This window comes from Ruegeria sp. BHSC043 (assembly GCF_059612985.1).
Map to the genome: position 1 here is coordinate 148,336 of NZ_JBXWRS010000004.1, position 24,221 is coordinate 172,556.

General features: G+C 61.6%; 20 protein-coding genes, 1 tRNA gene and 1 pseudogene. 13 read left to right on the plus strand and 9 right to left on the minus strand.

What is annotated here, in order from left to right; translation table 11 throughout:
* Position 1 precedes the first annotated feature (1 nt).
* The 3 genes from AC2FMM_RS09255 to AC2FMM_RS09265 form a co-directional block, all read right to left on the minus strand.
* Complete coding sequence (locus tag AC2FMM_RS09255) at positions 2–1,840, minus strand: type I secretion system permease/ATPase (RefSeq protein WP_496678412.1); 1,839 nt, start codon at positions 1,838–1,840, stop codon at positions 2–4.
* Positions 1,841–2,322: 482 nt separating this feature from the next.
* Entirely contained in the window at positions 2,323–4,284 is a 1,962-nt protein-coding gene (locus AC2FMM_RS09260; protein WP_496796393.1) for a type I secretion protein, read from the minus strand.
* A gap of 132 nt (positions 4,285–4,416) precedes the next feature.
* Positions 4,417–6,708 carry a hypothetical protein gene (locus AC2FMM_RS09265; RefSeq protein WP_496796394.1) on the minus strand — a complete coding sequence of 764 codons (2,292 nt, stop codon included), beginning with the start codon at positions 6,706–6,708 and terminating at the stop codon, positions 4,417–4,419.
* 644 nt (positions 6,709–7,352) lie between these two features.
* On the opposite strand from AC2FMM_RS09265, the gene AC2FMM_RS09270 reads away from it, so the two are divergent.
* Positions 7,353–8,066, plus strand: a complete 714-nt coding sequence (locus tag AC2FMM_RS09270; protein ID WP_496796395.1) for a response regulator transcription factor — start codon at positions 7,353–7,355, stop codon at positions 8,064–8,066.
* Positions 8,059–8,556: a hypothetical protein gene (locus AC2FMM_RS09275; protein WP_496678418.1), complete on the plus strand. Its 498-nt coding sequence runs from the start codon at positions 8,059–8,061 to the stop codon at positions 8,554–8,556. The genes AC2FMM_RS09270 and AC2FMM_RS09275 overlap by 8 nt, the downstream gene beginning before the upstream one ends.
* Positions 8,557–8,565: 9 nt before the next feature.
* Here the strand turns inward: AC2FMM_RS09275 and AC2FMM_RS09280 are convergent, their stop codons facing one another.
* From AC2FMM_RS09280 to AC2FMM_RS09300, 5 genes are all read right to left on the minus strand, one after another.
* Entirely contained in the window at positions 8,566–9,324 is a 759-nt protein-coding gene (locus tag AC2FMM_RS09280) for an IS5 family transposase (protein ID WP_496796468.1), read from the minus strand.
* A gap of 83 nt (positions 9,325–9,407) precedes the next feature.
* On the minus strand, positions 9,408–9,941 hold the full coding sequence (locus AC2FMM_RS09285) for a hypothetical protein (protein WP_496796396.1): 534 nt from the start codon (positions 9,939–9,941) through the stop codon (positions 9,408–9,410).
* Positions 9,938–10,999 carry a tyrosine-type recombinase/integrase gene (locus AC2FMM_RS09290; RefSeq protein ID WP_496796397.1) on the minus strand — a complete coding sequence of 354 codons (1,062 nt, stop codon included), beginning with the start codon at positions 10,997–10,999 and terminating at the stop codon, positions 9,938–9,940. The genes AC2FMM_RS09285 and AC2FMM_RS09290 overlap by 4 nt, the downstream gene beginning before the upstream one ends.
* A complete protein-coding gene (locus AC2FMM_RS09295; RefSeq protein WP_496796398.1) occupies positions 10,975–11,271 on the minus strand; it encodes a hypothetical protein in 297 nt (98 codons plus the stop codon). The genes AC2FMM_RS09290 and AC2FMM_RS09295 overlap by 25 nt, the downstream gene beginning before the upstream one ends.
* Positions 11,272–11,527: 256 nt before the next feature.
* Positions 11,528–11,613 (minus strand) — tRNA-Leu (locus tag AC2FMM_RS09300).
* 241 nt (positions 11,614–11,854) lie between these two features.
* Between AC2FMM_RS09300 and AC2FMM_RS09305 the strand changes: the two genes are divergently transcribed.
* The 8 genes from AC2FMM_RS09305 to AC2FMM_RS09340 all read left to right on the plus strand — a co-directional run bounded on the left by AC2FMM_RS09305 (position 11,855) and on the right by AC2FMM_RS09340 (position 21,130).
* Entirely contained in the window at positions 11,855–12,898 is a 1,044-nt protein-coding gene (locus AC2FMM_RS09305) for a pyridoxal-phosphate dependent enzyme (protein ID WP_496796399.1), read from the plus strand.
* Positions 12,895–14,040 carry a M24 family metallopeptidase gene (locus AC2FMM_RS09310; protein ID WP_496796400.1) on the plus strand — a complete coding sequence of 382 codons (1,146 nt, stop codon included), beginning with the start codon at positions 12,895–12,897 and terminating at the stop codon, positions 14,038–14,040. Before AC2FMM_RS09305 ends, AC2FMM_RS09310 begins: the two co-directional genes overlap by 4 nt.
* Entirely contained in the window at positions 14,037–14,753 is a 717-nt protein-coding gene (locus tag AC2FMM_RS09315) for a maleate cis-trans isomerase family protein (RefSeq protein WP_496796401.1), read from the plus strand. The genes AC2FMM_RS09310 and AC2FMM_RS09315 overlap by 4 nt, the downstream gene beginning before the upstream one ends.
* Before the next feature lie 129 nt (positions 14,754–14,882).
* Positions 14,883–15,983 carry an ABC transporter ATP-binding protein gene (locus AC2FMM_RS09320; RefSeq protein ID WP_496678447.1) on the plus strand — a complete coding sequence of 367 codons (1,101 nt, stop codon included), beginning with the start codon at positions 14,883–14,885 and terminating at the stop codon, positions 15,981–15,983.
* A 100-nt stretch (positions 15,984–16,083) separates the two neighbouring features.
* Positions 16,084–17,178: an extracellular solute-binding protein gene (locus AC2FMM_RS09325; protein ID WP_496678449.1), complete on the plus strand. Its 1,095-nt coding sequence runs from the start codon at positions 16,084–16,086 to the stop codon at positions 17,176–17,178.
* A gap of 76 nt (positions 17,179–17,254) precedes the next feature.
* Positions 17,255–18,529, plus strand: a complete 1,275-nt coding sequence (locus AC2FMM_RS09330) for an ABC transporter permease (protein ID WP_496678450.1) — start codon at positions 17,255–17,257, stop codon at positions 18,527–18,529.
* 5 nt (positions 18,530–18,534) lie between these two features.
* Positions 18,535–19,746, plus strand: coding sequence for an ABC transporter permease (locus AC2FMM_RS09335; protein ID WP_496678452.1), 1,212 nt, complete (start codon positions 18,535–18,537; stop codon positions 19,744–19,746).
* A gap of 163 nt (positions 19,747–19,909) precedes the next feature.
* Positions 19,910–21,130, plus strand: coding sequence for an aminopeptidase P family protein (locus tag AC2FMM_RS09340; RefSeq protein ID WP_496796402.1), 1,221 nt, complete (start codon positions 19,910–19,912; stop codon positions 21,128–21,130).
* 135 nt (positions 21,131–21,265) lie between these two features.
* Here AC2FMM_RS09340 and AC2FMM_RS09345 read toward each other — a convergent pair whose 3' ends face one another.
* Complete coding sequence (locus AC2FMM_RS09345; RefSeq protein WP_496678455.1) at positions 21,266–22,114, minus strand: fumarylacetoacetate hydrolase family protein; 849 nt, start codon at positions 22,112–22,114, stop codon at positions 21,266–21,268.
* A 282-nt stretch (positions 22,115–22,396) separates the two neighbouring features.
* On the opposite strand from AC2FMM_RS09345, the pseudogene AC2FMM_RS09350 reads away from it, so the two are divergent.
* The 3 genes and pseudogenes from AC2FMM_RS09350 to AC2FMM_RS09360 all read left to right on the plus strand — a co-directional run bounded on the left by AC2FMM_RS09350 (position 22,397) and on the right by AC2FMM_RS09360 (position 24,205).
* Positions 22,397–23,155, plus strand: a pseudogene (locus AC2FMM_RS09350) (IS5 family transposase).
* A 479-nt stretch (positions 23,156–23,634) separates the two neighbouring features.
* The gene (locus AC2FMM_RS09355; RefSeq protein WP_496796403.1) at positions 23,635–23,757 is read left to right on the plus strand and encodes a helix-turn-helix transcriptional regulator; all 123 of its coding nucleotides are present in this window, start codon (positions 23,635–23,637) and stop codon (positions 23,755–23,757) included.
* A 163-nt stretch (positions 23,758–23,920) separates the two neighbouring features.
* Positions 23,921–24,205 (plus strand): hypothetical protein, encoded by a 285-nt coding sequence (locus AC2FMM_RS09360; protein WP_496796404.1) that lies wholly within the window; start codon positions 23,921–23,923, stop codon positions 24,203–24,205.
* The last annotated feature ends 16 nt before the right edge of the window (positions 24,206–24,221 follow it).

A 24,221-nucleotide genomic window follows, 5' to 3' on the forward strand; every position in this document is an offset into this window, starting at 1 on the left:
GTCAGCCTTTCAACTCGGGCTGCTTTCGCGACCCGGCCAATTGCTGCAACACCTGTTCGCGCTGCCCGAACAGCGCCACGCGTCCGTCGGTCAGCAGCATGATCTTGTCCACCACGTTCAACAGCGCAGGTTTTTGCGTGATCACGACAACGGTGATCTTGTTGGACCGGGCCTGTTCGATGGCCCGCGCCAGCGCCTTGTCGCCCGCCACGTCCAGGTTCGAGTTCGGCTCGTCCAGAACCACCAGCCTGGGGTTGCCGAAGAACGCACGCGCCAGGGCGATGCGTTGTTTCTGCCCGCCCGACAACGGCGAGCCATCGGCCGCGACCACAGTCTCATAGCCCTGCGGCAGCGTTGCGATCATGTTGTGCACATCGGCCAGAACCGCGGCGTCGTGGATCTGTTCATCGGTGGCATCCGCACGCATGCGGCCGATATTGTCCTTGATCGTTCCCGGAAACAGCTGAACGTCCTGAGGCAGGTACCCGATGCTTTCGCCGAACTGGCGCGGATCCCAGTTTCGGATGTCCATCAGGTCCAGGCGCACGCTGCCCGAGGTCGGAAGAATCGACCCCACCAGCGTCTTGCCCAGCGTCGTCTTGCCCGCGCCCGAATTGCCTATGATCGCCAGCGTCTCGCCGGGGTTGAGCGAAAAGTTGATCCCGTTCAGTACCACCCGCTTGGTTCCGCCGGGCACATACAAAAGCCTTTCCACATCCAGGCGGCCCTCGGGGCGCGGCAGGCGCAGTTTTTCGAACTGCAGTGCCGAATTGGCCAACAGGTTTCGGATCCGGCCATAGGCGCCTCGGGTCAACAGGAAGGTGTTCCAGCCCTCGATTGAGCCTTCGATCGGGGCAAATGCCCGCCCCGCGATGATCGATGCGGCGATGACCATGCCCCCGGTGATTTCGCCCTGCAGCGCCAGAAAGGCACCCCAGCCCAGTATCCCGATCTGGGTCAACAGGCGTACGGTGCGCGAAATGGCGGCAAAGATCACGTTGCGATCCTGCGCGCGCACCTGCCATGTCAGCGACGACGCCGTGTCGCGGCCCCAGATGCGCACCGCTTCGGGGATCATGGCCAAGGCGTTGATGATCTGGCTGTTCCGGGCCATCGAGTCCAGGTGCTGGTTCGCCATGGACTGCGCCTTATTGGCTTCGGCGAAGGGTTTTGCCGTCATTCTCTGGTTAATCAGCGCGATCGTCATCAGGATCAGCGCCGTGACCACCACGATCATTCCCAGTTCGGGGTGGACAAGAAAGATCATCAGAATGAACAGCGGCGCGAACGGCACGTCCAGAAACGAGATCAAGGTTCCCGATACCAGAAAGCCCCGCAACTGCTGAAGATCACCAAGGGTCTGGTATTCGCGCCCGGTCCCGTGCAGCGAAGCATGAGCCGCCGCACTCAGAATCGGTGCCCCCAGACGGGCCGCGACCTCGACCCCCGTGCGCATCAGCATGAACCGGCGCACGGCGTCGAAGGCCGATTGGAAGATGACCGCGCCGGCAACGATCGCCGTCAGCATGATCAACGTGTCCAGCGACCGGCTGGTCAGGACCCGGTCGCTGATCTGGAACAGATAGATCGGGATCGCCAGGATCAGAATGTTTGTCGCGCAGGTCAGGACCAACACGAAGGCAAGGTTGCGCCAGATGGCGCGCATCGACGTCTGCAGCGTGCGCTGAAAATCCTGCGGCGGTGTCCGTTTGTGGAAGGTCTGGGGTGGCCCTTTGCCGTCGCCGCCGCCGGTTCCGGTGCGCAGCAGCGGCTTGTTGGCTTCGCCTTCGATCGTGGTGCCCATGCGCTCCGTTTCACCAGACTGGGTCGAGGGGGTCATTCGCGCAGTCGGTGCCTGGACACGGTGCGGATCGGGGCCGTCGGCATCGGCCACCCCAGCGTCATCTCCGGCGGTTACAGCCGCAGGAGACGACAGGTTGCGCCGAGGGGAAGGACCGGCGCGGTGTTTGTCTTGCGCAACCCTGCCGGCATCGGTCCGGGTCGCCTGATCGGTTTTCCGGGTGGTTTCCCCACCGGACTTGCTGGCCGCTCGGGGCTCTTTTTTCGCGGCCGCGTCACCTTCGGAGACGCCGCCGCTCCCAGGTGCCAGGTCGCCTGTGACACGCATTTCTTTTCCCAATCTCAGACAGGACATCGGAGCGGGTTCCTTGCGGCTTTTGTCGGGCACTCTGTCAGCCGGTTTGAGGGTCAGGGGCCGACCACCTCCTGACCTGTCGAGCGGGCTGGCATATCGGGGACGGCACGATGAAAATACAATCGACATGAACTGAACTTCCGGTCACTCGCTACAAAAAAGGCAAATCAGGCCAGCATCGTCTGCAGGCCATCATAAGAATTCAGTACCTCCGTCGGCGTCAGGTCCGGCCCGGTCACGGCGCCAGCGCCCGCTGCCGCCGTCATCGCGTCATCCATCAGAATGGCGATCGCCTCGTTGGCCAGGGCCGGGCTGATCTGGTCGTCGGGCGTGTCGATCAGGCTGGCCTGATGCAGCAACAGATCGGAATAGGCGCCGCCAGCGGCCATGACGGTCGAGTCGACGCCCAGCTTGTTGATATTGGCCGCGTTCAACATGGCATTCGACCCGGCAATGACTTCGGTGCTGGCCGCATGCGGCCCGGACAGGAAAACATCGTCTTGATCGGCCAGCATCGTGACCTGCTGGACGATATTCAATTGCATCAGGTCGCCGTCGATCTTCAGCAAGCGCATCTGTTCCATGCCGGCGAACATCGGATCGTTCAGCAATGCATCCTCGAGCGCGGTCATGTCCATCTTGTCCATGGCCAACGCATTGGCCAGGCCCGCGTCCAGCGCCTGCTGGGTATCCTGCCCCTGCCCCGTGACCGAGGCCTGGTTCATCAACAGGTTGCCGTCCGCGCCTGCGGACGCGCCTTCCGCCAGCCCGCCCGAGACGATATCGTCATCCACCAGCGCCAGCGTCTGGAACAGCATGTCGACCGAGACCATGTCGCCACCGATCATGATCAGGTCATAGAAGCTGCCCAGTTGCACCACATCTGCCACGTTGACCATCTGGTTGGCCCCCAGGGCGTACATCGTCGAAGACGCTGAAATGTCGGCCTGGATGTGGTCGATGTCGGTGGCGTCGATGACCTGTTTAAAGAAGTTCGCAACCACCAGGTCGCCGTGAATCCAGTCGACCGTCATCTGTGCCGGCTGGCTACCGGTGCCCGCGGCCGAGGTGGTTCCGGCCAGCCAGGGCGCCGGGTTGGACTGCGTGTCGATCTGTGACGACTGGACAACCATCGTGCCCGAGCCCCCGCCCGGCGTGCCGACATCCATGTCGGACACAAGCGCGACCTGGCTGATTGCCGTCAGGCTGACCGCCTGACCTCCGACTGCGATGAAGGGCGCATCCACCCATCCCACGGTCAATGCGACCTCGTTGATGGCCAGGTTTCCACCGGCGACGACAGTGTGGCCGTCGTCGAACTCGGGATCTTTCGACTGGTCCCACTCGGCGGGAACGGCCACAGAGAGCGGCAATTCATCTGACGTCTCGTCGGGCTGGTGATAGGCCGGCAAAAGATCGCTCCAGACGGGTGCCTCGGCCACGTGTTGCCCATTTACGATGACGCCCAGCGCGTCGTCTCCGTGGAACTGATGAACCGTGGCGCCTTCGACATGTGTGCCGGGCGGCGCTTGCATCTGGGCGGCCAGGTCCTGGACATATTCCGCAGATGCATAGTCGGAAATCGCAAAAGACGGCGCGGCCATCGCATGCAGCGACAGCGCGGTGTCGAGCGCGGCCTCGGCCTGAGCAGTCATCAGCCCCACATCGCGAAAATCACCGACACCAACGGTATCGTTGTCGCTCAGGACGATGGTCTGGAACGTGTAGGTCACCGCCGAGCCAATCACTTCGCTTGTCAGCTCGGGCCGCAGCACGATGTATTCCGGGCCACTGCCCGCCAGTTCCGAGTCCGGCAGAATGCGACCGGGCGCGGGCGGGGTACCGATGGTGATCTCGGTCTTGATCGAGGGGCCATCCGGCGCCGGCGGCAGTTGCGGGTCGGCCGGAGGAGCGGGAAAGCGGAACGGCAGCGCATCGTAATCCTTGGGCGCCAGTTCGAGTTCGGCCTTGATCTGGATCCGCGTCGGGTCTTCCAGTTCATCAAGGTCCACCTTCCGCCGCAGCGCGGTAAATTCGTCGTATTGGTCGCGCAGGCGGGCCTGTTCAATGGTCAGTTCAAAGGTTCCGATGAAATGGGCAATTGTTTCAGTAATGCTGTCTAGTGACATCTGAATGTTCCCTGTCGCGTTCACCGGCGGAAATTTCCGGTTTCGGCTGTGCTGGGCCGGGGCCGCCTGAACGGCCCCGGCAATGTCGTCAAAACCCGAGGGCCGGTAAAGCGGCCCTCGGCAAAGTTGGCTTTATGCCTCGGTGTCGTCGCTGGCGTAGCTCGAGGTCATCGAGCCGCCGACCATCGTCGTGTCGACCGAGTTGCCAAGCACGTTGGCACCCATGACGATCGACTGGTTGAAGGCCGAGGTATCGACCACCGCAGCCGCCGATGCGTAGGATTCACCGGTGACGATGCCATCGCCGCCGTTGTTGGAACCCCAGGTGCCGCCGTTGCCGGCCGCGCCGCCATCACCCGAATAGGCGCCGGCTGCGCTGCCACCGTTGACGGTGCCGCCCATGGTGTCGCCCGCCGTGGACTGGCCCATGGCATAGCCGCTGGTGCCGCCATTGGCGGCCGATGCGCCACCGGCCCCGCCCGCGCCCGAGCCGGCCGCGCCATCGGCGCTGCCGGATCCGGCCGAGTCGGCGTCGTTGTCCGAGTCGGCTGCGCCACCGTAACCCGCGATGGCTTCGGCCAGGCTGTCGGCCGCGCCGTTCACATCCGAGTCGCCGAAGACGTCCGACGCCCCGCCTGCTCCAGCGGTGTTCGCAGCATCCGCCGATCCTGCGCCGCTGCCGGACGAGCTTGCCGTGGGCGTCGTCGTGCCACCGGCTCCGCCGTCGCCATCCGCAGCCGAAGTCCCGGTACCGGTTCCGGTCGAGGACCCGTCAGCGTCGTTCGTACCACCGGCACCACCATTGGCATTGGCGTTTTGCGAGTTGCTGGCCGCGCCATTCACGTCGCCCGGGCTCTGGTCGATATCCGGCCCGCTGGCGCTCTGATCGCCAACACCTTGCGAGTCGGCATCCGCCGCGGAACTGCCGCCGGTACCCGGACCACCCGAGCCCGCGCCGCCGGTTCCGTCACCGCCGTCGCCGTCACCACCGGTGCCGTCACCGCCGGTTCCGTCGCCACCTTCGCCAGCTTCGGCATCAACACCCAGGATCTCTTCCTGCAGCGCCATGATCGCGGCTTCGACCAAGGCCGAGAAACCACCTTCACCATCGCCACCGGTGCCATCTCCACCGTCGCCGTCGCCGCCGGTGCCATCTCCACCGTCGCCGTCGCCACCGGTGCCGTCACCGCCATCGCCGTCGGCCGAGCTGTCGGAACTGCTGTCAGCCGCGCCTTCTGCGGCATTGCTGCCGGCGGTCGCGTCGTTGGCTTCGGTGTCAGCATCACTGCTGTTCGACGCCGAACCGTCGGCGGCGGCATCGCCGTCACCGCCATCGGCGCCGGAAGCATCGGTCGAGTTGTCGGCATTGCCATCGCCGGTTCCTGTCGAATCCGAATCGCTGTCACCGCCATCGGCATCGCCCGACGCGCTCGCGCCCGACATGCCCATGCCTGCCGCGTGCGAGGTCGAATCGGCGCTTCCACCGTCACCGCCGGTCGAGTCGCCATCGGTGCTGGATGTGCCTGCGTTGTCCGAGCTGGATGCACTGTCGGCAGCACCGCCATCGCCACCGGCACTGTCACCGTCGGCATGCGCACCGGACATTCCAAGACCCATGCTGCCGTTGCTTGCATCACCGGTTGCACCACCGGTTCCGCCAGCCGCATCACTGTCGGCACTGCCGGTATGACCACCCATCGAAAACGCGTGGCTGCCACTGGTATCGCCATCCGCCGAGCCACCGTTGTTGGTGCCGCCTGCGCCGGAATCGCCACCGGCCACAGACGAGCCGATGCCCTCTTCGGCATGGGCGTTGCCGCCGGTCGCGCTGCCGTTCTGATAGAACTCGCCGTCATTGGACAGCGAAACCGAATCCAGCGTGTCGTCGTCGCTGAGGTTGGCAAGCTGGTTGTTGATCGACGACATGTCATTGCCCGGACCGTTCAGCGAGATGTCCAGGTTCAGATCGTCGCCTGGATCATAGTTCACATCGCGGCCGCCGGTGATCACATCACCGATCGAGGCCGAGTCCCCGACATCCAGATCAACCTGGTCATCATCGCGCGGGATCCATTCGCCACCGCCGAAGTCGATGTTGATCGCATTGTTGTTGGAGTTCGAGTTGCTGTCGTCACCACCGTTGGTGTTCTGTTGCTGCTGGGCCTGATCCTGGCCCTGATCCTGGCCCTGACCCTGGTCCTGACCCTGCGAATTGTCATTGTCAGAGGTCTGCGACTGGTCCTGATTGTCCGCATTGTTCGCGGCATTCGAGACATCCTGACCCTGCTGCTGTTGCTGCGCGGTCAGGTCGGCCTCGATGAAAGCTTCCTCGATGGGAATTTCCGCGTTGATCGGAGCGTCCAGATTTTCAACATTGATTTCGTCGACGGTCGTGACGTTAGTATTGTTAACATTGCGTCGCATTTCAATATCCTTTTTCGGAGCGCCAGACCGCAATTCATCTACAAAACGGCATTCGGCGCGATTGAGTCAAAAATTCGCGTAGTCCCGCCAAATCTGCGCGGATACGCGTCTGTGGTGTTTGGATGTCGTGCCCCCCTTTCTCGGCCAAGCCGAATCCGGGACTGCCTTGATGCGCGAAATACTGCGCAGCGCAGTCACGTCTGTATCAGAGCCTCGGTAATTGAGGCGTCGAATAGCCTACATACAAGAGCGCGCCTGACTAGCTGGCCGAAAGCACAGTTTCGATCAAGCTTCTGTTTTCATGATGTTTTTCAAGACAGACCCGGTTTTCTCGTGGTCCCGAGACGAACGAAGGACCGAACCGAGGCGTAAATAATTATCCCATTATTTCCCGCGACTTACGCCACAAGCCCTACCAAATATCCTATGCAAAAGTTCTATAAACCCTAAATTGAACAGGCATAAAATGTTGAAAAAACCACTACCTTCTGGTATAAGATATTCATTGAATTTGACTAATCGAATTACGTACGCGCCCGATCGCAAAATATTGTGAAACCGCCTGGTCACTTGGTTTGAGGAGGTAATTTCGAATGCCTTCCGGGAATCTGATTTCAGACACAATTTCTGAAAATGAAGACTTCATGATTGTCTTTCTTGGAAAAGAACTATTTTTTTCCAACCAAACGCTCAGAAACGTCCAGAACGAATTCGGCGTCGCGGCCCATCGCTTCGAAACCCTGGACGCTTACCTGTCGGAAGCAGAAAAGGTGACCTCTGGGTCCGGCAAGATCCTTGTGGTCGACCAGATCCTTCTTGATGACCTGCTGACCCGCCCCGAAGCCTATGCCGAAGCAGCGCGGTCCGGGTGCCTGGCTTTCGCCTACCGCAAAGAGGAGATGGCGCTGACCCTGTTCAACAACTGGCTCCGCGACACACATGGCCCGATCGGCTATCTTCCCATGAACATCGCTCCGGATGCCTGGCGGGCAATCCTGAGGCTGCTGATGCACGAGGAACTGTACCTTCCTAGCTTTGTCGCGACCTGCATGACCCAACCTGCCGCCCGCTCCGATCCCGACGACAAGCAGAAGCCTCAGGTCTCGGCGCGCTCGACCGGACATGCGCCCGGTGACCTGCTTTCCACCCTGACTCCTCGGGAATTGCAGGTCTTGGAGCTCGTCTCGCAAGGCAAGAGCAACAAGGCAATCGCGGCGCAACTCGGCATCACCGAACACACGGTGAAACTGCATGTCCACAACGTTTCGGGCAAGATCGGAGTCAGCAACCGGACCGCCGCCGCGCATTTCTATTTCGAGGCCGCGCCACAAGCGAACGGAAAGGCCAGCCGTGACTGACAGGTTCGAAGAAAAATTCGATCGCCTGATCCTGCTGGTCGGGCGGTTGAACTACATGTGGACGAACACCGAAAGCCTGCTGATACACCTGATCGCGGGGCTGTCGGGCACTTCGAAAGATGTGGCTGTCATCATCTTTCTGACTCTGAACACGACCCGCGCGCGCATCGACCTAGTCGAACGTTTGGCCAAGATGGACGGCCGTCCGGCCGACGTGCGCGACCCCATCCTTTTGCATACCCGACGCCTCGGTCGGTTGTCGGCGATACGCAACCGGTTCAACCACTGCATCTATTCTTTCGATCAGGAAAGCGGGAACCCCAAAACAATTCTGATGCGCATCGCCGACCGCAAGACCGACATCAAGCTGGGTCGGGAAGACACCGTCGACGATCAGGCGTTGGCCGACATCGAAGATGTTCTGGCCCAACTGTCTGCCGCCAACAGGGACATCTGGAGCCTGATTTCCAGGCTAGGGTTTCCTGTCTAGGGTCAGGATTCATAACCAGTACATAACGGTTGCCGCGAGTGCGATGGCTGATAGGAATACCTTGGGACAACGGTCGTAGCGTGTCGCCACGCGCCTCCAATCCTTGAGCCTGCCGAACATGATCTCGATCCGGTTGCGGCGTTTGTACCTGCGCTTGTCGTATTTGACCGGTGTCTTGCGTTGCTTACGGCCTGGGATGCAGGCGCGTATCCCTTTGTCTCTTAGCGCTTCTCGGAACCAGTCGGCGTCATAGCCGCGATCCCCGAGCAGCCAATCCACGTTTGGTATGCTGCTGAGCAGAGCCCGAGCACCGATGTAATCGCTGACCTGGCCGGCGGTAACGAACAGGTTGAGCGGGCGACCTTTGCTATCACAAATGGCATGCAGCTTGGTATTCATACCGCCCTTGGTTCTGCCGATCAGGCGTCCACGCCCCCCTTTTTTCGCGGCCATACTGGTCGCGGTGCGGTGGGCTTTGAGATAGGTCGCGTCACTCATGACAGTCCCCTTTTCGCCGTGCTCGGCGGCCAGGCCGGCCATCATCCGCGCGAAGATGCCTTTCTCGCTCCAACGCTTCCACCGGCTGTAAAGCGTTTTGTGCGGCCCATACGCTTCCGGGGCGTCTCGCCAGCGCAATCCATTGCGATTGACAAAGATAATCCCACTCAACACCCTTCTGTCATCAACTCGAGGCTTGCCGTGCGACTTAGGGAAAAAGGGGGCAAGCTTGGCCATCTGCTCGTCGGTTAGCCAATAAAGGTCGCTTATGACACCGCTCCGTTTTTCGAGCCGTGAATCACGCAACGAAGCGAAAATCAATGCATCCTGACCCTAGAGGTCGTCAAAAATAATTACTTGAGGGACCGTCTAAAGGCGATCCACTTGCCCGGTTTGACCCCCTCTCGGGCCTCATCCGGTGATGCGCCCAGCGCGAGCGCGTCGAAATAATGCTCCACGGTGGCATGGTTCCGAATCGCTAAGGCTGTCTCTTTCACCGCCATGTCGATGGCATCGCGCCGAGGCAGTTTTCCCACCTGTTCCTCAATGATGGCGAAAGCACATGCGAGGCGTTCGGCTGCTCGGCGTTTTGTCGTGGAACCTCCGGCAGAGCGCATCTGTTGCCTAACGGTCCCCGCAGTCTCCTCGCGTACCGCATACGCAAACGCATAGCCATTCTCGTCCACCATGTCGTCCCGCTCGGGATCACCCCCGTCGAGGCTCAGCAGGTACAGCGCAGCGAAGTCCAGTTTCGCGTCCACCTTGCCGGGTTTCAGCGCCACCAGACGCTCCGCCTCTTTCCGGGGCACTTTCAGGCGGCGCATGATCAGGGCCGTGGTATCGACGCGCTGGGCGTTGGCGAGCGGGTTGGGTTTGGTGTTGGTCATGCCCGGCCCTCCCCGATCAGGATCACGTTCTCACCTTCGATGGCCGCGAGACGATCCGCCCAGCGTTGCCACCACTCGGCGGCAGGCGCTGTCAGTTCCGCTTGGTTGTAGTGGGCGTCCACACCCGTAGCGAGGGTGTGAGCCGTCAGCCGGTCGCGGATGTCGCGGGTGCCGCCGCTTTCCGCGACCCACGTGGACAGGGCTTTGCGGAGCGTGTGAACGGTGAACTGCTTGTTCAGACCCAAGGCGTCCCGTTTGTCTGCCCACACCTTCCCCACATGGTTGGCGAGGCGTGGCTCCCCGGGGTAGGTCGGCGACGGGAACACGCACGGCGATCCGCTGCCGCGCTGGGCGTCCAGAACCGCCGTGGCCGCGTCGGACAGGATGACCACGTGCGGGCGCTTGGCTTTGATGCGCTCTGCCGGGATGGTCCAGCGCGCGACCGTGCCCAGCCCTTCGATTTCGGCGTCAAACTCCACCTCGTCCCAACGCATCTCCACCACCTCGCGCAGGCGTGTGCCGGTCAGGGCGATCAGGCGCAGCGCGGCGCCGATGTCCCCCATCTCCCGGGTCGCGCGCAGGAACGCGCGCAGGTCCTTGGTGCCGGGAACCCACGTGCGAGGGCTGGCCGCTTTCACCTCGGGCAACATGACCGGAGTGATGGAGAAGCCCTTGGGCAAAAGACCCTCCTTGCGCGCCCGTGTCAGGACGCCCGAGATAGCCGAACGCAGCTTGCGCGCCTGCTGAGGTGTCTTGGCCTGAATCGCGGTGATGGGCGCGCTCAGGTGGTCGATGTCCAGTTCGGCGAGGGCGATACCCTCACGGCCCGGCAGGAGGTGCTTGCGGAGAAGTTGATCGTTCTCACGCCATGACCGCAGGTTTTCGCTGGCCCACTTGCCATAGTTGTCCACGATCTGCCCGAGGGTCGTGTCGCCCCGGAGGTCCGGCGCGGCACCGCTCACACGCTGGACGCGGAGGGTGGCCCACTTGTCCCGGGCCTCGCTGACCGACATCTCCGGGTAATGCCCGAGGGTCAATTCGCGCTGTTTGCCGTCCACCTCGGTGCGGCCACCTCGGTGCGGTACGTCCACCGCTTGAGGCCGGTCTTGCTGGATTTCATGATGAGCCCCGGTCGCACCGGATCAGCCAGACGCGCGCCGCGCCCCAGCCGGTCGTAATGCAGTTGGGTGAGTTCCTTGGGTGCATCGCCCTTGGCGATTTCGAGGGCGCGCACGAGGGTGCTGCGCAGTTCCTTGCGTGGCCCCAGCGCAATGGCCTGCTCGATCAGGCTTGCAACTTGGGTTCGGATTTCCGATGTAGATTGGGACATGGCCGTTTTCACTAAGCAGTGGCGGTCGTGTTTTGCCCGGTCGGCGGTCCTAACGCCGCCGGGCCTCTCCTCCAATATAGCGATGAACCCCCTCACCACAAGGCGCAGGTCACGGATTGGTCACGGTTGAGACATGATACTGTGCGACACGGAGAGGGGTTATCGGGGGTCGATGATTTGGAGCGCATAGCCCCTTTCGCGCTGGGCATGTGGCCGCAACCCTCATGTTTTGTTGAGTTTTTGCCAATGAAAACAGTGGTGCGGGCGGTGGGACTCGAACCCACACGGCGCTAGGGCCTTCGGATTTTAAGTCCGATATGTCTACCATTCCATCACGCCCGCAACCGGCCAGCGGAGCGAAGCACCGGGGCCGAACTGCGGAACACTTACAGCTAACTTGCGGGATTGCAAAGCCCGTGAGGGAAGGGGCACCGTCGGCGGGTTCTCGGCGTAGTGGGTGCATCAACCTTGGCCCCCACCCGAACCCAGCCAGATCGAGGATTCCCGCATATGAAGGCTGAAGTCGCCTTGACAGAACGAACCGCGTCGCATCTCGTCATCCGGAACACGCTGGAAAACCGAGATGCAAGTCGCCAAGAACGAACATAGGGCCGGATCCAAGCTGATACCATCGGCCCCATACCCATCGACCGATCCTGAAAAGGTGTCGGATCTGATCGCCCGGTGTCCGGTCGCGTCCCGCACTCCTCTGGTGGACGGCAGCGCGCTGGCGCCCGTGGCCAGCCTTTGGATCAAGGACGAGCGTGCGCGGATGAATCTTGGGTCGTTCAAGGCCTTGGGCGCAGCCTACGTGATCGCAAGTCACGCGAATGCTGTGGCCGGGCAACCCGACGGCACCACCCTGAATGGGCGCACCTATGTCACCGCCAGCGCCGGCAATCACGGGCTCAGCATGGCGGCCGGTGCGCGCGCCTTCGGCGCCCGGGCCGTCGTCTTCATCGCGGACACGGTACCCGAAAGCTTTGCCGAGCGCCTGCGTGGTCAGGGGGCCAGTGTCGTCCGGGCGGGGAATGACTATGCCGCCAGCATGTCCGCCGCCAGCGCTGCCGCGTCGCAGAATGGCTGGACCCTGCTGTCGGACAGTTCCTGGGAGGGATACACCGACCTGCCTCATCTGCTGATGGAGGGCTATCTGCAGATGGCGGTCGAAACGGTCGGGCAATGCCCCGAGGTGCCGACGGTGATCCTGTTGCAGGCCGGGGTCGGCGGCATGGCTGCCGCGGCGGCGGCCTATTTCCGCAAGGTTTGGGGTGATGTCCCCAGGATCGTCGTGGTGGAACCTGACGCCGCGCCTGCCCTTCAGGCAAGTATCGCCGCCGGGCAATGCGTGTTTGCAGACGGCCCGGACAGCATCATGGGGCGGCTGGACTGCAAGGAACCTTCGTTAATCGCACTGAACGGCCTCGCGCGGGATGCTGATGTGTTCCTGACTGTGACGGACGAAGACGTCGTCGCGCAGCTTCCAGCGATGGCGCGGGCCGGGCTTGCAACCACGGCTTCGGGCGGCGCGGGGCTTGCTGCGGTCATGGACGACACAATGCGCTCGGCCCTGGAAATCGGCACCGATGACCGCGTACTATGCATCCTGACCGAGCGACCCGCATGAGGGGGTTCGACCAAACAGAATACCAGGCCCGCACCCAACGCGCACAACGTCGGATGGCAGAACTCGAGGTAGATGCTCTGCTTCTGACCACGGAGCCCGAAGTCCGGTATTTCTCGGGGTTTCTTACCCGGTTCTGGGAAAGCCCCACGCGTCCATGGTTTCTGGTCATCCCGGCCCAGGGCGACCCTGTCGCCGTGATCCCGTCGATCGGGGCCGCGCTGATGGGGCGAACCTGGATCAAAGACATCCGCACCTGGAGCGCACCCGACCTGTCCGACGACGGCGTATCGCTGTTGGCCGACACGCTGCGCGAAGTCGTGGCCGACAAGGGCCGGATCGGCTGCCCCGACGGGCACGAAACCCATCTGCGCATGCCTCTGTCCGATTTCCGTCGGTTGCAGGACCAAATCGGCCAACGTCGGATCACCGGCGATCACGGTATTCTGCGCGACCTGCGGATGGTTAAATCCGCCACCGAAATCGCCAAGATCCAGACCGCCTGCGCTATAGCCGGACGCGCCTTCGACCGGGTGCCCGAAATTGCATCCGCAGGTGTGCCGCTGGCGCAGGTTTTCCGCGCCTTCCAGATGCTGTGCCTCGAGGAGGGGGCCGATTGGGTGCCGTACCTTGCCGGTGGGGCTGGCCATGGCGGCTATGGCGACGTGATCTCGCCCGCGTCCGAGAGCCCCCTGGCGCCAGGGGACATACTGATGCTGGACACCGGTCTGGTATGGGACGGCTACTTTTGCGATTTCGACCGCAACTGGTCGGTCGGCCCGCCCGAACCGGCCGTCAGCACGGCGCATGCGCGGTTGGTCGACGCGATCGAAGCAGGTTTTGACGCGGCACGGCCCGGAGCGACGGCCGCAGACCTGTTCCAAGCGATGAACGACATTCTGACCGATGGCGGACCCGGCACCCAGGCCGGGCGCCTGGGGCATGGGCTGGGCATGTCCCTGACCGAATGGCCATCGCTGATTCCCACCGACACAACGGTTCTGCGGCCAGGGATGGTGCTGACGCTCGAACCGGGTATCGCCGTCCCGGGCGGGATTCTCGTTCACGAAGAAAACATCGTGATCACCGAGAACGGCGCTCGGTTTCTCAGCCCGCGCGCCGGGCGCGAGGTGCCCCGGATATGACCACATTGCCCTACGCACTCGACGTGGAAGACCACGCCAACCGACCGATGGGCTTGATCGTTCTGCAGGCCGACGAAACCATCGAGGGCGACTTCAGGCGTCTGTTCTCGGAAAGCTCCGCACCGCTTCATGTTGCGCGCATCCCCAGCGGGCTGGAGGTGACGCCCCAGACGCTGAGCCGAATGAAGCAGGCCCTGCCGGCGGCCGCGGACCTGTTTCCGAAGGGCCGCGAATACGGCGTTGTGGGCTATGGCTGCACGTCGGCCAGTTCGGTGATCGGATCGGCCGAGGTCGAATCTCTTGTCCGCGGATCCTGCGCCACCCGTTCGGTAACCGACCCACTGCGTGCGACGATCGCCCGCGCCCGCGACTTGGGCGTTTCGCGGTTTGCCGTGTTGTCCCCCTATGTCGAGGAAGTCAGCGACTCGTTGCGGACAGCCTTCTCGACCGCCGGGCTTTCGACCGATGTATTCGGCACTTTCTGCGTGGCAGAAGAGTCGAAAGTGGCGCGGATTTCGTGTTCGTCGATCGTCGAGGCGGCGGTTGCACTTGGGCAAGACAGCGCGGTTGATGCGGTATTTCTGAGTTGCACGAACTTGCGAACCCTGGATGCGATCCCTCACGTTCAGGCCCTCATCCGCAAGCCGGTCCTGTCCAGCAATACGGCGCTTGCATGGCATATGGCACGGCTAAACGATGATCGGTTCCCCTGAAACTCACGGTCGTTTCTGCGCTGGGACGATTAAATTGGTTGCAAGCCGCCGGACGCTACGTTTTAATTTGGTGCAGGATCAATGGAATCCGGGCCAACCGGATCTGGAATTGACGCGACAGGGGGTCTTGTGACCGAAACAACCAGCGACGCCGCGTTTGTCGAATTTCGGCGCGTGCAAAAATCATATGACGGCGAAACGCTCGTCGTGAAAGATCTCAATCTTGCCATGCCGAAAGGCGAATTTCTGACCATGCTGGGCCCGTCGGGCTCGGGCAAGACGACTTGCCTGATGATGCTGGCCGGGTTCGAAACCGCCACCCATGGCGAAATTCTTCTGGGCGGCAAGCCGATCAACAACATTCCGCCGCACAAGCGCGGGATCGGCATGGTGTTCCAAAACTACGCTCTGTTTCCGCATATGACCGTGGCCGAGAACCTCTCGTTCCCGCTTGAAGTGCGCAAGATCGGCAAATCCGAGCGCGAACAGAAGGTGCAGCGGGCGCTGGACATGGTACAGATGGGCGCATTCGGCAATCGCCGGCCGGCGCAGTTGTCGGGGGGCCAACAACAGCGCATCGCCCTGGCGCGGGCGCTCGTGTTTGAGCCGGAACTGGTGCTGATGGACGAGCCGCTGGGCGCGTTGGATAAGCAACTGCGCGAACACATGCAGTTCGAGATTACCCGCCTGGCACACGAGCTGGGCATCACCACGGTCTATGTGACCCATGACCAGACCGAGGCGCTGACGATGTCGGATCGTGTCGCAGTCTTCGATGACGGCCGCATCCAGCAGCTGGCCCCGCCCGATCGACTGTACGAGGAACCGGAAAACAGTTTCGTCGCGCAATTCATCGGCGAAAACAACACCTTGGAAGGTGTGGTGAAGTCCATCAACGGGGACACTTGCATCGTGACCCTGGACGACGGATCGGAAATCGACGCGGTGCCGATCAACGTCCGCCAGCCCGGCGAGCGCACCAAGGTGTCGATCCGGCCCGAGCGGGTCGAGTTCAACAAGGATCGTCTGAGCCCGGACGCGCATACGCTCAAGGCGGTGGTTCGCGAGTTCATCTATATGGGCGACGTATTCCGTTTCCGCATGTCGGTGGCCGGCAATGACGAGTTCATCGTCAAGACCCGCAACGCCCCGGATGCGGTCCGCCTGCAACCCGGCCAGGAGATCGAGATCGGCTGGCTGGCACGAGACTGTCGCGCGCTGGACGCGTGAGCGTCCTGCCGCGCCAGACGGTCAACTTGGAAGGATCGGCCGACGAAAACCCGTGCGTCGGTCGACCAGTGACAACAACGGGGAAAACTGGGAGCTGAACATGAAACCAACAAAATTCCTGCTGTCGGCTGCGGCCGCAGCCATCTCGGCCGGCGCGGCTTCGGCCCAGGACATGGCCCTCGTGTCCTGGGGCGGCGCCTATCAGGCATCGCAGCAAAAAGCCTATGCCGAGCCGTACATGGAAATGAACCCGGGCGTGAACATCGTCTGGGATGAAAGCTCGGCCGAGGCCGTGGCCAAGCTGCGCGCCATGAACGAGGCGGGCAACATCACATGGGATGTGGTCGACGTGGTCGCCTCGGACGCCATTCGCCTGTGTGACGAAGGTCTGGCGATGGAAATCGACCCGGACACCCAACTGGCCCCGGCACCCGATGGCACCACAGCATCCGAGGATTTCGGCGATCTGCTGGTCAGTGATTGCTTCATCCCGCAGATCGTCTATTCGACCACCTTCGGCTATCGCACCGATCTGGTCGGCGACACGCCGCCGGACGACATCTGCGACGTGTTCGACCTCGAGGCCTACCCGGGCAAGCGCTCGCTGGAAAAGCGCCCGATCAACAACATGGAATGGGCGCTGCTGTGCGACGGCGTGGCAAAGGACGAAGTCTATGACGTTCTGGCAACCGACGAAGGTCAAGACCGTGCCCTCAAGAAGCTGGACACCATCAAGGACAGCGTCGTGTGGTGGTCAGCCGGGGCTGACACTCCGCAGTTGCTGGCCGATGGCGAGGTCGTCATGGGCTCGACTTACAATGGCCGTCTGTTCAGCCTGATCGAAGAGCAGAAGCAGCCCGTCGCCATGCTGTGGGATGCGCAGGTGTTCGATCTGGACGGCTGGATCATTCCCGCGGGCCTCAGCGACGAGCGTAAGCAGCGCGCGTTGGACTTTATCTACTTCGCGACCGACACGCAGCGTCTGGCGGATCAGGCCAAGTACATCTCGTACGGCCCGGCACGCAAATCGTCGGCCCCGTTGGTCGGTCAACACGCCGAATTGGGCATCGACATGGCGCCGCACATGCCGACCGATCCGAACAACGCCCAGAACACTTTCCTGTACAACTACGAGTTCTGGGCCGACTACCGCGATGACATCGACGCCAAATTCCAGGCGTGGCTGGCGCAGTAAGCGCAGCTTACACAACTAATAACGGTTGGGGCGGCCTGCCGCCCCAACCCGACCCAAGCTAACCCAAGGGGCACGAATGACTGACGCAAGCCAAACCGCAGGGCCAATGCTGGCGGCGGATGGAACGCCACTGAAACAGTCTCTGGCGCGCTCGCTGAGGCGACAGAAACTGCGCGCACTGTTGTTGATTGCCCCCTTGCTGATCTTCGTTCTGGTCTCGTTTATCGTCCCGATCGGCTCGATGCTGTTCCGTTCGGTGGAAAACAGCATCGTCAAGGACACGCTGCCGCTGACCATCGAGGCCTTGCAAAGCTGGGACGAAAAAAGCGGTGAACTGCCGGACGAAAACGTTTACGAAGCCTTTGTCCGCGACATGATCGTCGCGATCGACAACAAGGAACATACCCGTCTTGGCACGCGGTTGAACTATGAAGAGACCGGCATGTCGTCGCTGTTCCGTCGTTCGGGCAGGCAAATCAAAAAGCTGGACCCCGAAACCGACGGGCCGTTCAAGGACAAGCTGATCGACATCCATGATGGCTGGGGTGACGTGAAGACTTGGCAGGTGATCAAGACCCACGCGGTGCCGATCACCAATGGGTATTTCCTGAACGCAATTGACATGCGACGTACCCCCGAAGGTGCGCAGGCTCAACCCGAAGACAAGCGCATTCTGGTAAAACTGTTCGGCCGCACATTGTTCATGTCGCTGGTCATCACCGGCGCCTGCATACTGCTGGCCTATCCAGTCAGTTACCTGCTGGCGACGCTGCCGATGCGCGTGTCGAACATGCTGATGATCCTGGTTCTGCTGCCGTTCTGGACATCGCTTCTGGTGCGAACTTCCGCCTGGAAGGTCATGTTGCAACAACAGGGCGTGATCAATGACACGCTGGTCTGGCTGGGCCTTGTGGCCGATGACGCGCGATTGATCATCATCAACAACCAGATCGGCACGATCATCGCGATGACGCATATCCTGCTGCCGTTCATGATCCTGCCGATGTATTCGGTGATGCAGACGATCCCGCCATCCTACACTCGCGCGGCCAAATCCATGGGCGCGACGAACTGGACCACGTTCTGGCGGATCTATTTCCCGCAGTCCATTCCGGGCATCGGGGCGGGCTCGATCCTCGTGTTCATTCTGGCCATCGGCTATTACATCACGCCCGAAATCGTCGGCGGCACCAAGGGCGTCTTCATCTCGAACCGGATCGCTTACCACATCTCGTCGTCGCTGAACTGGGGGCTGGCCGCGGCGCTGGGAACGATCCTGCTGGCGGTGGTTCTGATCCTCTATTGGGTCTACGACAAGATCGTGGGCATCGACAACGTGAAGCTGGGATAACCGACATGGCCGCTCTGACTCCGATTTCGCGCAAACCCCTGTCGATGGTCCTGCCCAGCGTCGCCCTGGCCGGAGCCTTCGCCGGTATCTTTGTCGGCGCGGGCAACGGTTCGGTGCCGACCGGCATGATCGGCGGCGCCATTCTGATCGCCGGGCTTGCCTGGATCTACATCGCGCTGCTGAAGAACGAGCGGCTGGCCTATTGGATAAACATCCTTGGCTTCGGCTTGGCTGGCTTTCTGTTCGCGGGCATCGCGGGCGGTATTCTGGGTCTGCTGGGCGGCTGGTTCTTTGTCTGGTTCACATACTGGCTGTACGAGGGCCGGTATCGCCGCAAACTGCTGCCTTACCTGACGGCGCAGCAGGTGTTCTATCACTACTTGTTCCGGGTGATCTGCGGCGCGATCTTCGTATTCCTGATCACTCCGATCCTGGTGGTACTGCCATTGTCGTTCAACGCGCAGGACTTCTTTACCTTCACCCCGGAAATGCTGCGACTGGACCCCGAGGGGTATTCGCTGAAGCATTATCAGGATTTCTTTACCAACAACGAATGGCAGCGCAGCTTCAAGAACTCGCTGATCATCGCACCCATCGCCACGATCATCTCGGTCTCGCTGGGCACGCTGGCCGCCATCGGTCTGAGCCAGTCGCATGTGCCCGGGCGGCGGGCGATCATGGCCATCCTGATTTCGCCGATGATCGTGCCGCTGATCATCTCAGCCACGGGCATGTTCTTCTTCTACAGCGACATCGGGCGGTTCCTCGAGGGCACTCTGGGCATGAACAAGACCTTCGTGGGCTACCTCAAGGTGATCCTGGCCCACGCGGTTCTGGGCATTCCCTTCGTCATCATCACCGTGACCGCCACCCTGGTGGGCTTTGACCGGTCTTTGACGCGGGCCGCCGCGAACATGGGCGCGGGTCCGGTCCGGACCTTCTTCAAGATTCAGATGCCGCTGATCCTGCCCGGTGTGATCTCGGGCGGGCTGTTCGCCTTCATCACCTCGTTCGATGAGGTGGTCGTGGTGCTGTTCGTCGGATCGGCCAGCCAGAAGACCCTGCCCTGGCAGATGTTCACCGGCCTGCGCGAGCAGATCAGCCCCACCATCCTGGCCGTGGCCACGATCCTCGTCGTCATCTCGATCGCGCTGCTGACCACGGTCGAGCTGCTGCGGCGGCGGTCAGAACGTCTGCGCGGGCTGACACCGGCTTGACCGGCGGCATTTGCTGATCTAACGATTTTTCTGTTCACCCTCTGCTGCGATGGCGTCGCAGCACCCAAAGGGGTGATCGGCTCTCGGACCCCGAGACCGCCTGTCCTGTACGCCGGGACATGTGGCCGGGCTTTGCACGTCCGGCAAAGAAACGAGAGAGCACATGACAGACCTTTCAAATCGCCCCGAATTCTTCACCTGCCACAACGGCGACAAGGCGCCCCTGCCCTTCAGCCGGGCCGAGTACGACCGCCGGCTGACCAAACTGCGCGCCATCATGGCGCAGCGGGACATCCCGGTCGTTTTGCTGACCTCGATGCAGAACATCGCCTATTACTCGGGCTTTCTGTACTGTGCCTTCGGCCGGCCCTATGGCTGTGTGGTGACGCAGGACAGCTGCACCACCGTGTCGGCGAATATCGACGCGGGCCAGCCCTGGCGCCGGTCGGTCGAGGACAACGTGATCTACACCGACTGGAAGCGCGACAACTACTGGCGCGCCGTAGCCAGCCTGATCGGGAATGCCCGCCGGATCGGCATCGAAAGCGACCACATGACGCTGGCCGCACGCGATACGGCCCTGGCCATGCTGAACCAGCCCGAGCTTGTGGACATCGCCCCCGACACGATGGCCGCGCGGATGGTCAAATCGGCCGAAGAGATCGAGTTGATCAAGGGCGGTGCACGCACGGCGGATGTGGGCGGCGCGGCCATCCATGCCGCGATCCGTGAAGGTGCCACCGAGATCGAGATTGCCATGGCCGGCCGCGACGCGATGGAGATCGAGATCGCCCGCGCCTATCCCGACGCCGAGTACCGCGACACCTGGGTCTGGTTCCAGTCAGGGCTGAACACCGACGGCGCGCACAACCCGGTCACAAAACGGGCGTTGCAGAAAGGCGATATTCTGTCACTCAACACCTTCCCGATGATCTCGGGTTATTACACAGCGCTGGAACGCACCCTGTTCCTGGGCGAGCCCGACGCAGACAGCCTGCGCCTTTGGCAGGCCAATGTCGCCGCCCACGAACTGGGGCTGAGCCTGATCAAACCCGGCGCCACCTGTTCCAGCATCACCGCCGAGATCAATCGGTTCTTCGCCGATCAGGGCCTGCTGCAATACCGCTCGTTCGGATATGGGCATTCCTTCGGCATCCTCAGCCACTATTACGGCCGCGAGGCCGGTCTTGAACTGCGCGAGGACATCGACACGGTGCTCGAGCCGGGCATGGTCGTGTCCATCGAGCCGATGCTGTGGATTCCCGAAGGTCAGCCCGGCGCGGGCGGCTATCGCGAGCATGACATCCTGGTGGTGCACGAGGATGGGGCCGAGAACATCACCGGCTTTCCTTACGGACCGGAACACAACATCATCGCAGCGTGACAGCCAAGATCGCCGGCGCGTGAGAAGCGCGCGCCGGCCAAGCCAGTCCGAGAGGGGCCTTTGTTCAGACCGGTTGCGGCGCGCAAGCGTACCCTGCCTGCCGCCCGCGTGCCACGGCGCTGATCCATGCCCGGATCAGTCGTCGCTGCGCACCCTCTGACGCTGATGCCCCAAACCGTCGATCCTCAGTTCCATCACGTCTCCATCCCTCAGGTAGACCGGCTGAGGCTTCATTCCCATCCCGACCCCCGGCGGCGTACCCGTCGAGATCACGTCGCCCGGATGCAGAGTGAACAGTTGGCTCAAATGCTCGATGATCTCGGCCACTGTAAAGATCATGGTCGCCGTGTTTCCGGTTTGCATGCGCTTGCCGTTGACTTCAAGCGCCATTCCCAAGGTCTGCGGGTCGGCGATTTCGTCACGCGTCACCAGCCAGGGGCCAGTCGGTCCGAATGTGTCGCAGGATTTTCCTTTGGTCCACTGCCCGGTCAACTGCATCTGGAAATGGCGCTCGGACACGTCATTGACGATGCAATATCCGGCGACGTGGTCCAGCGCGTTTGCACGGTCGACATATTTGGCCGTCTTGCCGATCACCACGCCCAGCTCGATTTCCCAATCGGTATGCGTCGACCCGCGCGGGATCACCACGTCGTCATAGGGACCGACGATGGCCGAATTTGCCTTGAGGAACAGAATGGGATGTTCGGGAATGGCTGCGCCGGTTTCGGCGGCATGGTCCGAGTAGTTCAGACCAATGCACAGGAATTTTCCGATATTCCCGACGCACGGGCCGATCCGCGGGTTGCCCTCGACCAAAGGAAGGGCCTCGGGGTCCAGGCGGCGCAACCGGGCCAGGCTGGCATCATCCAGAGTGTCCCCCGAGATGTCCGCAACATGCGCCGAAAGATCCCTCAATCTGCCTTCGCCGTCCAACAGCGCTGGTTTTTCTGCCCCGGCATCTCCGTAGCGTACAAGTTTCATGTGCCCGACCCTCCACCGTCGTTTTTTTTCTCCCCTCCGCCATATTGCCGAATGGGATGCGACGAAACCAAAATCACACCTCGAACATGGTGGTCAACCACTCGTCCGGATTGGATCTTCCAGAGCGGATTGAGCTATTCTCCGGCAAGACCCGGGTAGTGACGCATGCTGCAATTTGCAGCGTGCCGATTGTCAACGCGACGGGCAAGACCGCGCTAGGGTCAGGATGCATTGATTTTCAGTGCGCTGCGTGATTCACGGCCCGAAAAACGGAGCGGTGACATGAGCGACCTTTTCTGGCTGACCGACGAGCAGATGGCCAAACTTGCCCCTTTCTTCCCGAAGTCGCACGGCAAGCCGCGCGCCGATGACAGACGCGTGCTGAGCGGAATTATCTTCATAAATCGCAATGGGTTGCGCTGGCGCGACGCCCCCAAAAGAGTATGGGCCTCATAAGACGCTTTACAGCCGGTGGAAGCCTTGGAGCGAGAAAGGCATCTTCGCCAGGATGATGATTGGGTTGGCCGCCGAACACGGCGAGGAAAAGACCGTAATGATCGACGCGACCTATCTGAAGGCACATCGCACCGCGTCCAGCCTGGGCGCGAAAAAAGGGGGCGTGGTCGCCTGATTGGTCGCACTAAGGGCGGCATGAACACGAAACTGCATGCCATCTGCGACAGTCAGGGGCGCCCGATCAACTTCTTCGTCTCTGCGGGGCAGGTCAGCGATTACATCGGGGCGAGGGCGCTGCTCAGCAGCCTGCCGGATGTTGACTGGCTGCTCGGGAACCGGGGATACGACGCCGATTGGTTCCGAGAAGCGTTGCAAGACAAAGGGATACGCGCATGCATCCCCGGACGAAAACAACGCAAGATCCCCGTCAAATATGACAAGCGCCGCTACAAGCGGCGCAATCGGATCGAGATCATGTTCGGCAGGCTCAAGGACTGGAGGCGCGTGGCAACCCGATACGACAGATGCCCAAAAGTCTTCCTCTCGGCCGTCGCACTCGCGGCAATCGTCATCTTTTGGTTATGAATCCTGACCCTACGAAGACTGGATGGACTATTAATTTTGCGCACAAATCGTTTCAAACTTCGAGGGTTGGGCGCTGTGCATTTCCGAGGATGACCACGAAGGCATTCCCGAGTTCATTGTCGAGCGACTTGGTTTGCCTGCCGCTGTTCTGAGCGAAGTAATAGAGGAACCACACATCAGAAGTCGTCGCAAAAAAGTCGGACGCCCGTCGTTGGACAAAGCAAAGGCAGAGTTCGCAAAAATGAATTACGACAGGGGTAACATGTCGTGGGAACAACTGGCGCGCCACTTGGAACGCCGAACCGGTGAAAAACCATCACACAGAACCATGAGAACCTGGGCCGCGGAGGCTGTCTCGGTTTCGTCCCTTAGGGAATAAGGGGGCGAAACATAGGGGAAACCAGAACCAATTTCCCCTCGGTTTTCTACGTATCTCAATGCATTTAGCAATGCCCCATCGAACAGCGATGAGGCATCAAATGAAGTACCTAACCTTCCACGACCTTCAAGAAAAACTCGGTGGCCGAGGCCGCACCACCATCTACCGTGACGTGGAATTGGGCCGCTTGCCCAAGCCCGTGAAGATCGGTTCGCGCCTGTAATGGGCCGAGGCCGAGATCGACGCCGCCATTGCGGCACATGGGCAATAAGACCCACCCCACCCAGACCTGGCGTCTGGGCGTGGGGCGGGAATGTTCTTTGCGGGAACGTCGGCACCATACGCCCAGCGCCTTGTTTGCTCAACTATGAAAAGGAGCAAGGGCCATGAGCAATAATCAATGGTATTCAAGTCAGAGCCAAGTTTTCTGGACGTGCAAGGCGCTTCTGGACGGGCGCACAATCTCACACAGAACCGAAATCCGCGAAGTGCGCGGTTGGCGACTGGGTGCAATCGTCCATCGCCTGAAATCCGAATACGGCTGGCCGATTCAGGTCGAATACCGTGGGCCGGAGAACGTCGCCTACTACTCGATGCGACCGGGCTTTGACCGGACGGCCCTGCGCTTCCCCAGATCCGCGCGCAGTCTCAGCAATGGGGAGGCGACGTAATGGACCGCTTGCGCAT

Bases quoted from the DNA above. Each gene is read 5' to 3' on its own strand.
- AC2FMM_RS09255 (WP_496678412.1), bottom strand. From the start codon at position 1,840: ATGACCCCCTCGACCCAGTCTGGTGAAACGGAGCGCATGGGCACCACG.
- AC2FMM_RS09260 (WP_496796393.1), bottom strand. From the start codon at position 4,284: ATGTCACTAGACAGCATTACTGAAACAATTGCCCATTTCATCGGAACC.
- AC2FMM_RS09265 (WP_496796394.1), bottom strand. From the start codon at position 6,708: ATGCGACGCAATGTTAACAATACTAACGTCACGACCGTCGACGAAATC.
- AC2FMM_RS09270 (WP_496796395.1), top strand. From the start codon at position 7,353: ATGATTGTCTTTCTTGGAAAAGAACTATTTTTTTCCAACCAAACGCTC.
- AC2FMM_RS09285 (WP_496796396.1), bottom strand. From the start codon at position 9,941: ATGACCAACACCAAACCCAACCCGCTCGCCAACGCCCAGCGCGTCGAT.
- AC2FMM_RS09295 (WP_496796398.1), bottom strand. From the start codon at position 11,271: ATGTCCCAATCTACATCGGAAATCCGAACCCAAGTTGCAAGCCTGATC.
- AC2FMM_RS09305 (WP_496796399.1), top strand. From the start codon at position 11,855: ATGCAAGTCGCCAAGAACGAACATAGGGCCGGATCCAAGCTGATACCA.
- AC2FMM_RS09310 (WP_496796400.1), top strand. From the start codon at position 12,895: ATGAGGGGGTTCGACCAAACAGAATACCAGGCCCGCACCCAACGCGCA.
- AC2FMM_RS09315 (WP_496796401.1), top strand. From the start codon at position 14,037: ATGACCACATTGCCCTACGCACTCGACGTGGAAGACCACGCCAACCGA.
- AC2FMM_RS09325 (WP_496678449.1), top strand. From the start codon at position 16,084: ATGAAACCAACAAAATTCCTGCTGTCGGCTGCGGCCGCAGCCATCTCG.
- AC2FMM_RS09330 (WP_496678450.1), top strand. From the start codon at position 17,255: ATGACTGACGCAAGCCAAACCGCAGGGCCAATGCTGGCGGCGGATGGA.
- AC2FMM_RS09335 (WP_496678452.1), top strand. From the start codon at position 18,535: ATGGCCGCTCTGACTCCGATTTCGCGCAAACCCCTGTCGATGGTCCTG.
- AC2FMM_RS09340 (WP_496796402.1), top strand. From the start codon at position 19,910: ATGACAGACCTTTCAAATCGCCCCGAATTCTTCACCTGCCACAACGGC.
- AC2FMM_RS09345 (WP_496678455.1), bottom strand. From the start codon at position 22,114: ATGAAACTTGTACGCTACGGAGATGCCGGGGCAGAAAAACCAGCGCTG.
- AC2FMM_RS09355 (WP_496796403.1), top strand. From the start codon at position 23,635: ATGAAGTACCTAACCTTCCACGACCTTCAAGAAAAACTCGGTGGCCGA.
- AC2FMM_RS09360 (WP_496796404.1), top strand. From the start codon at position 23,921: ATGAGCAATAATCAATGGTATTCAAGTCAGAGCCAAGTTTTCTGGACG.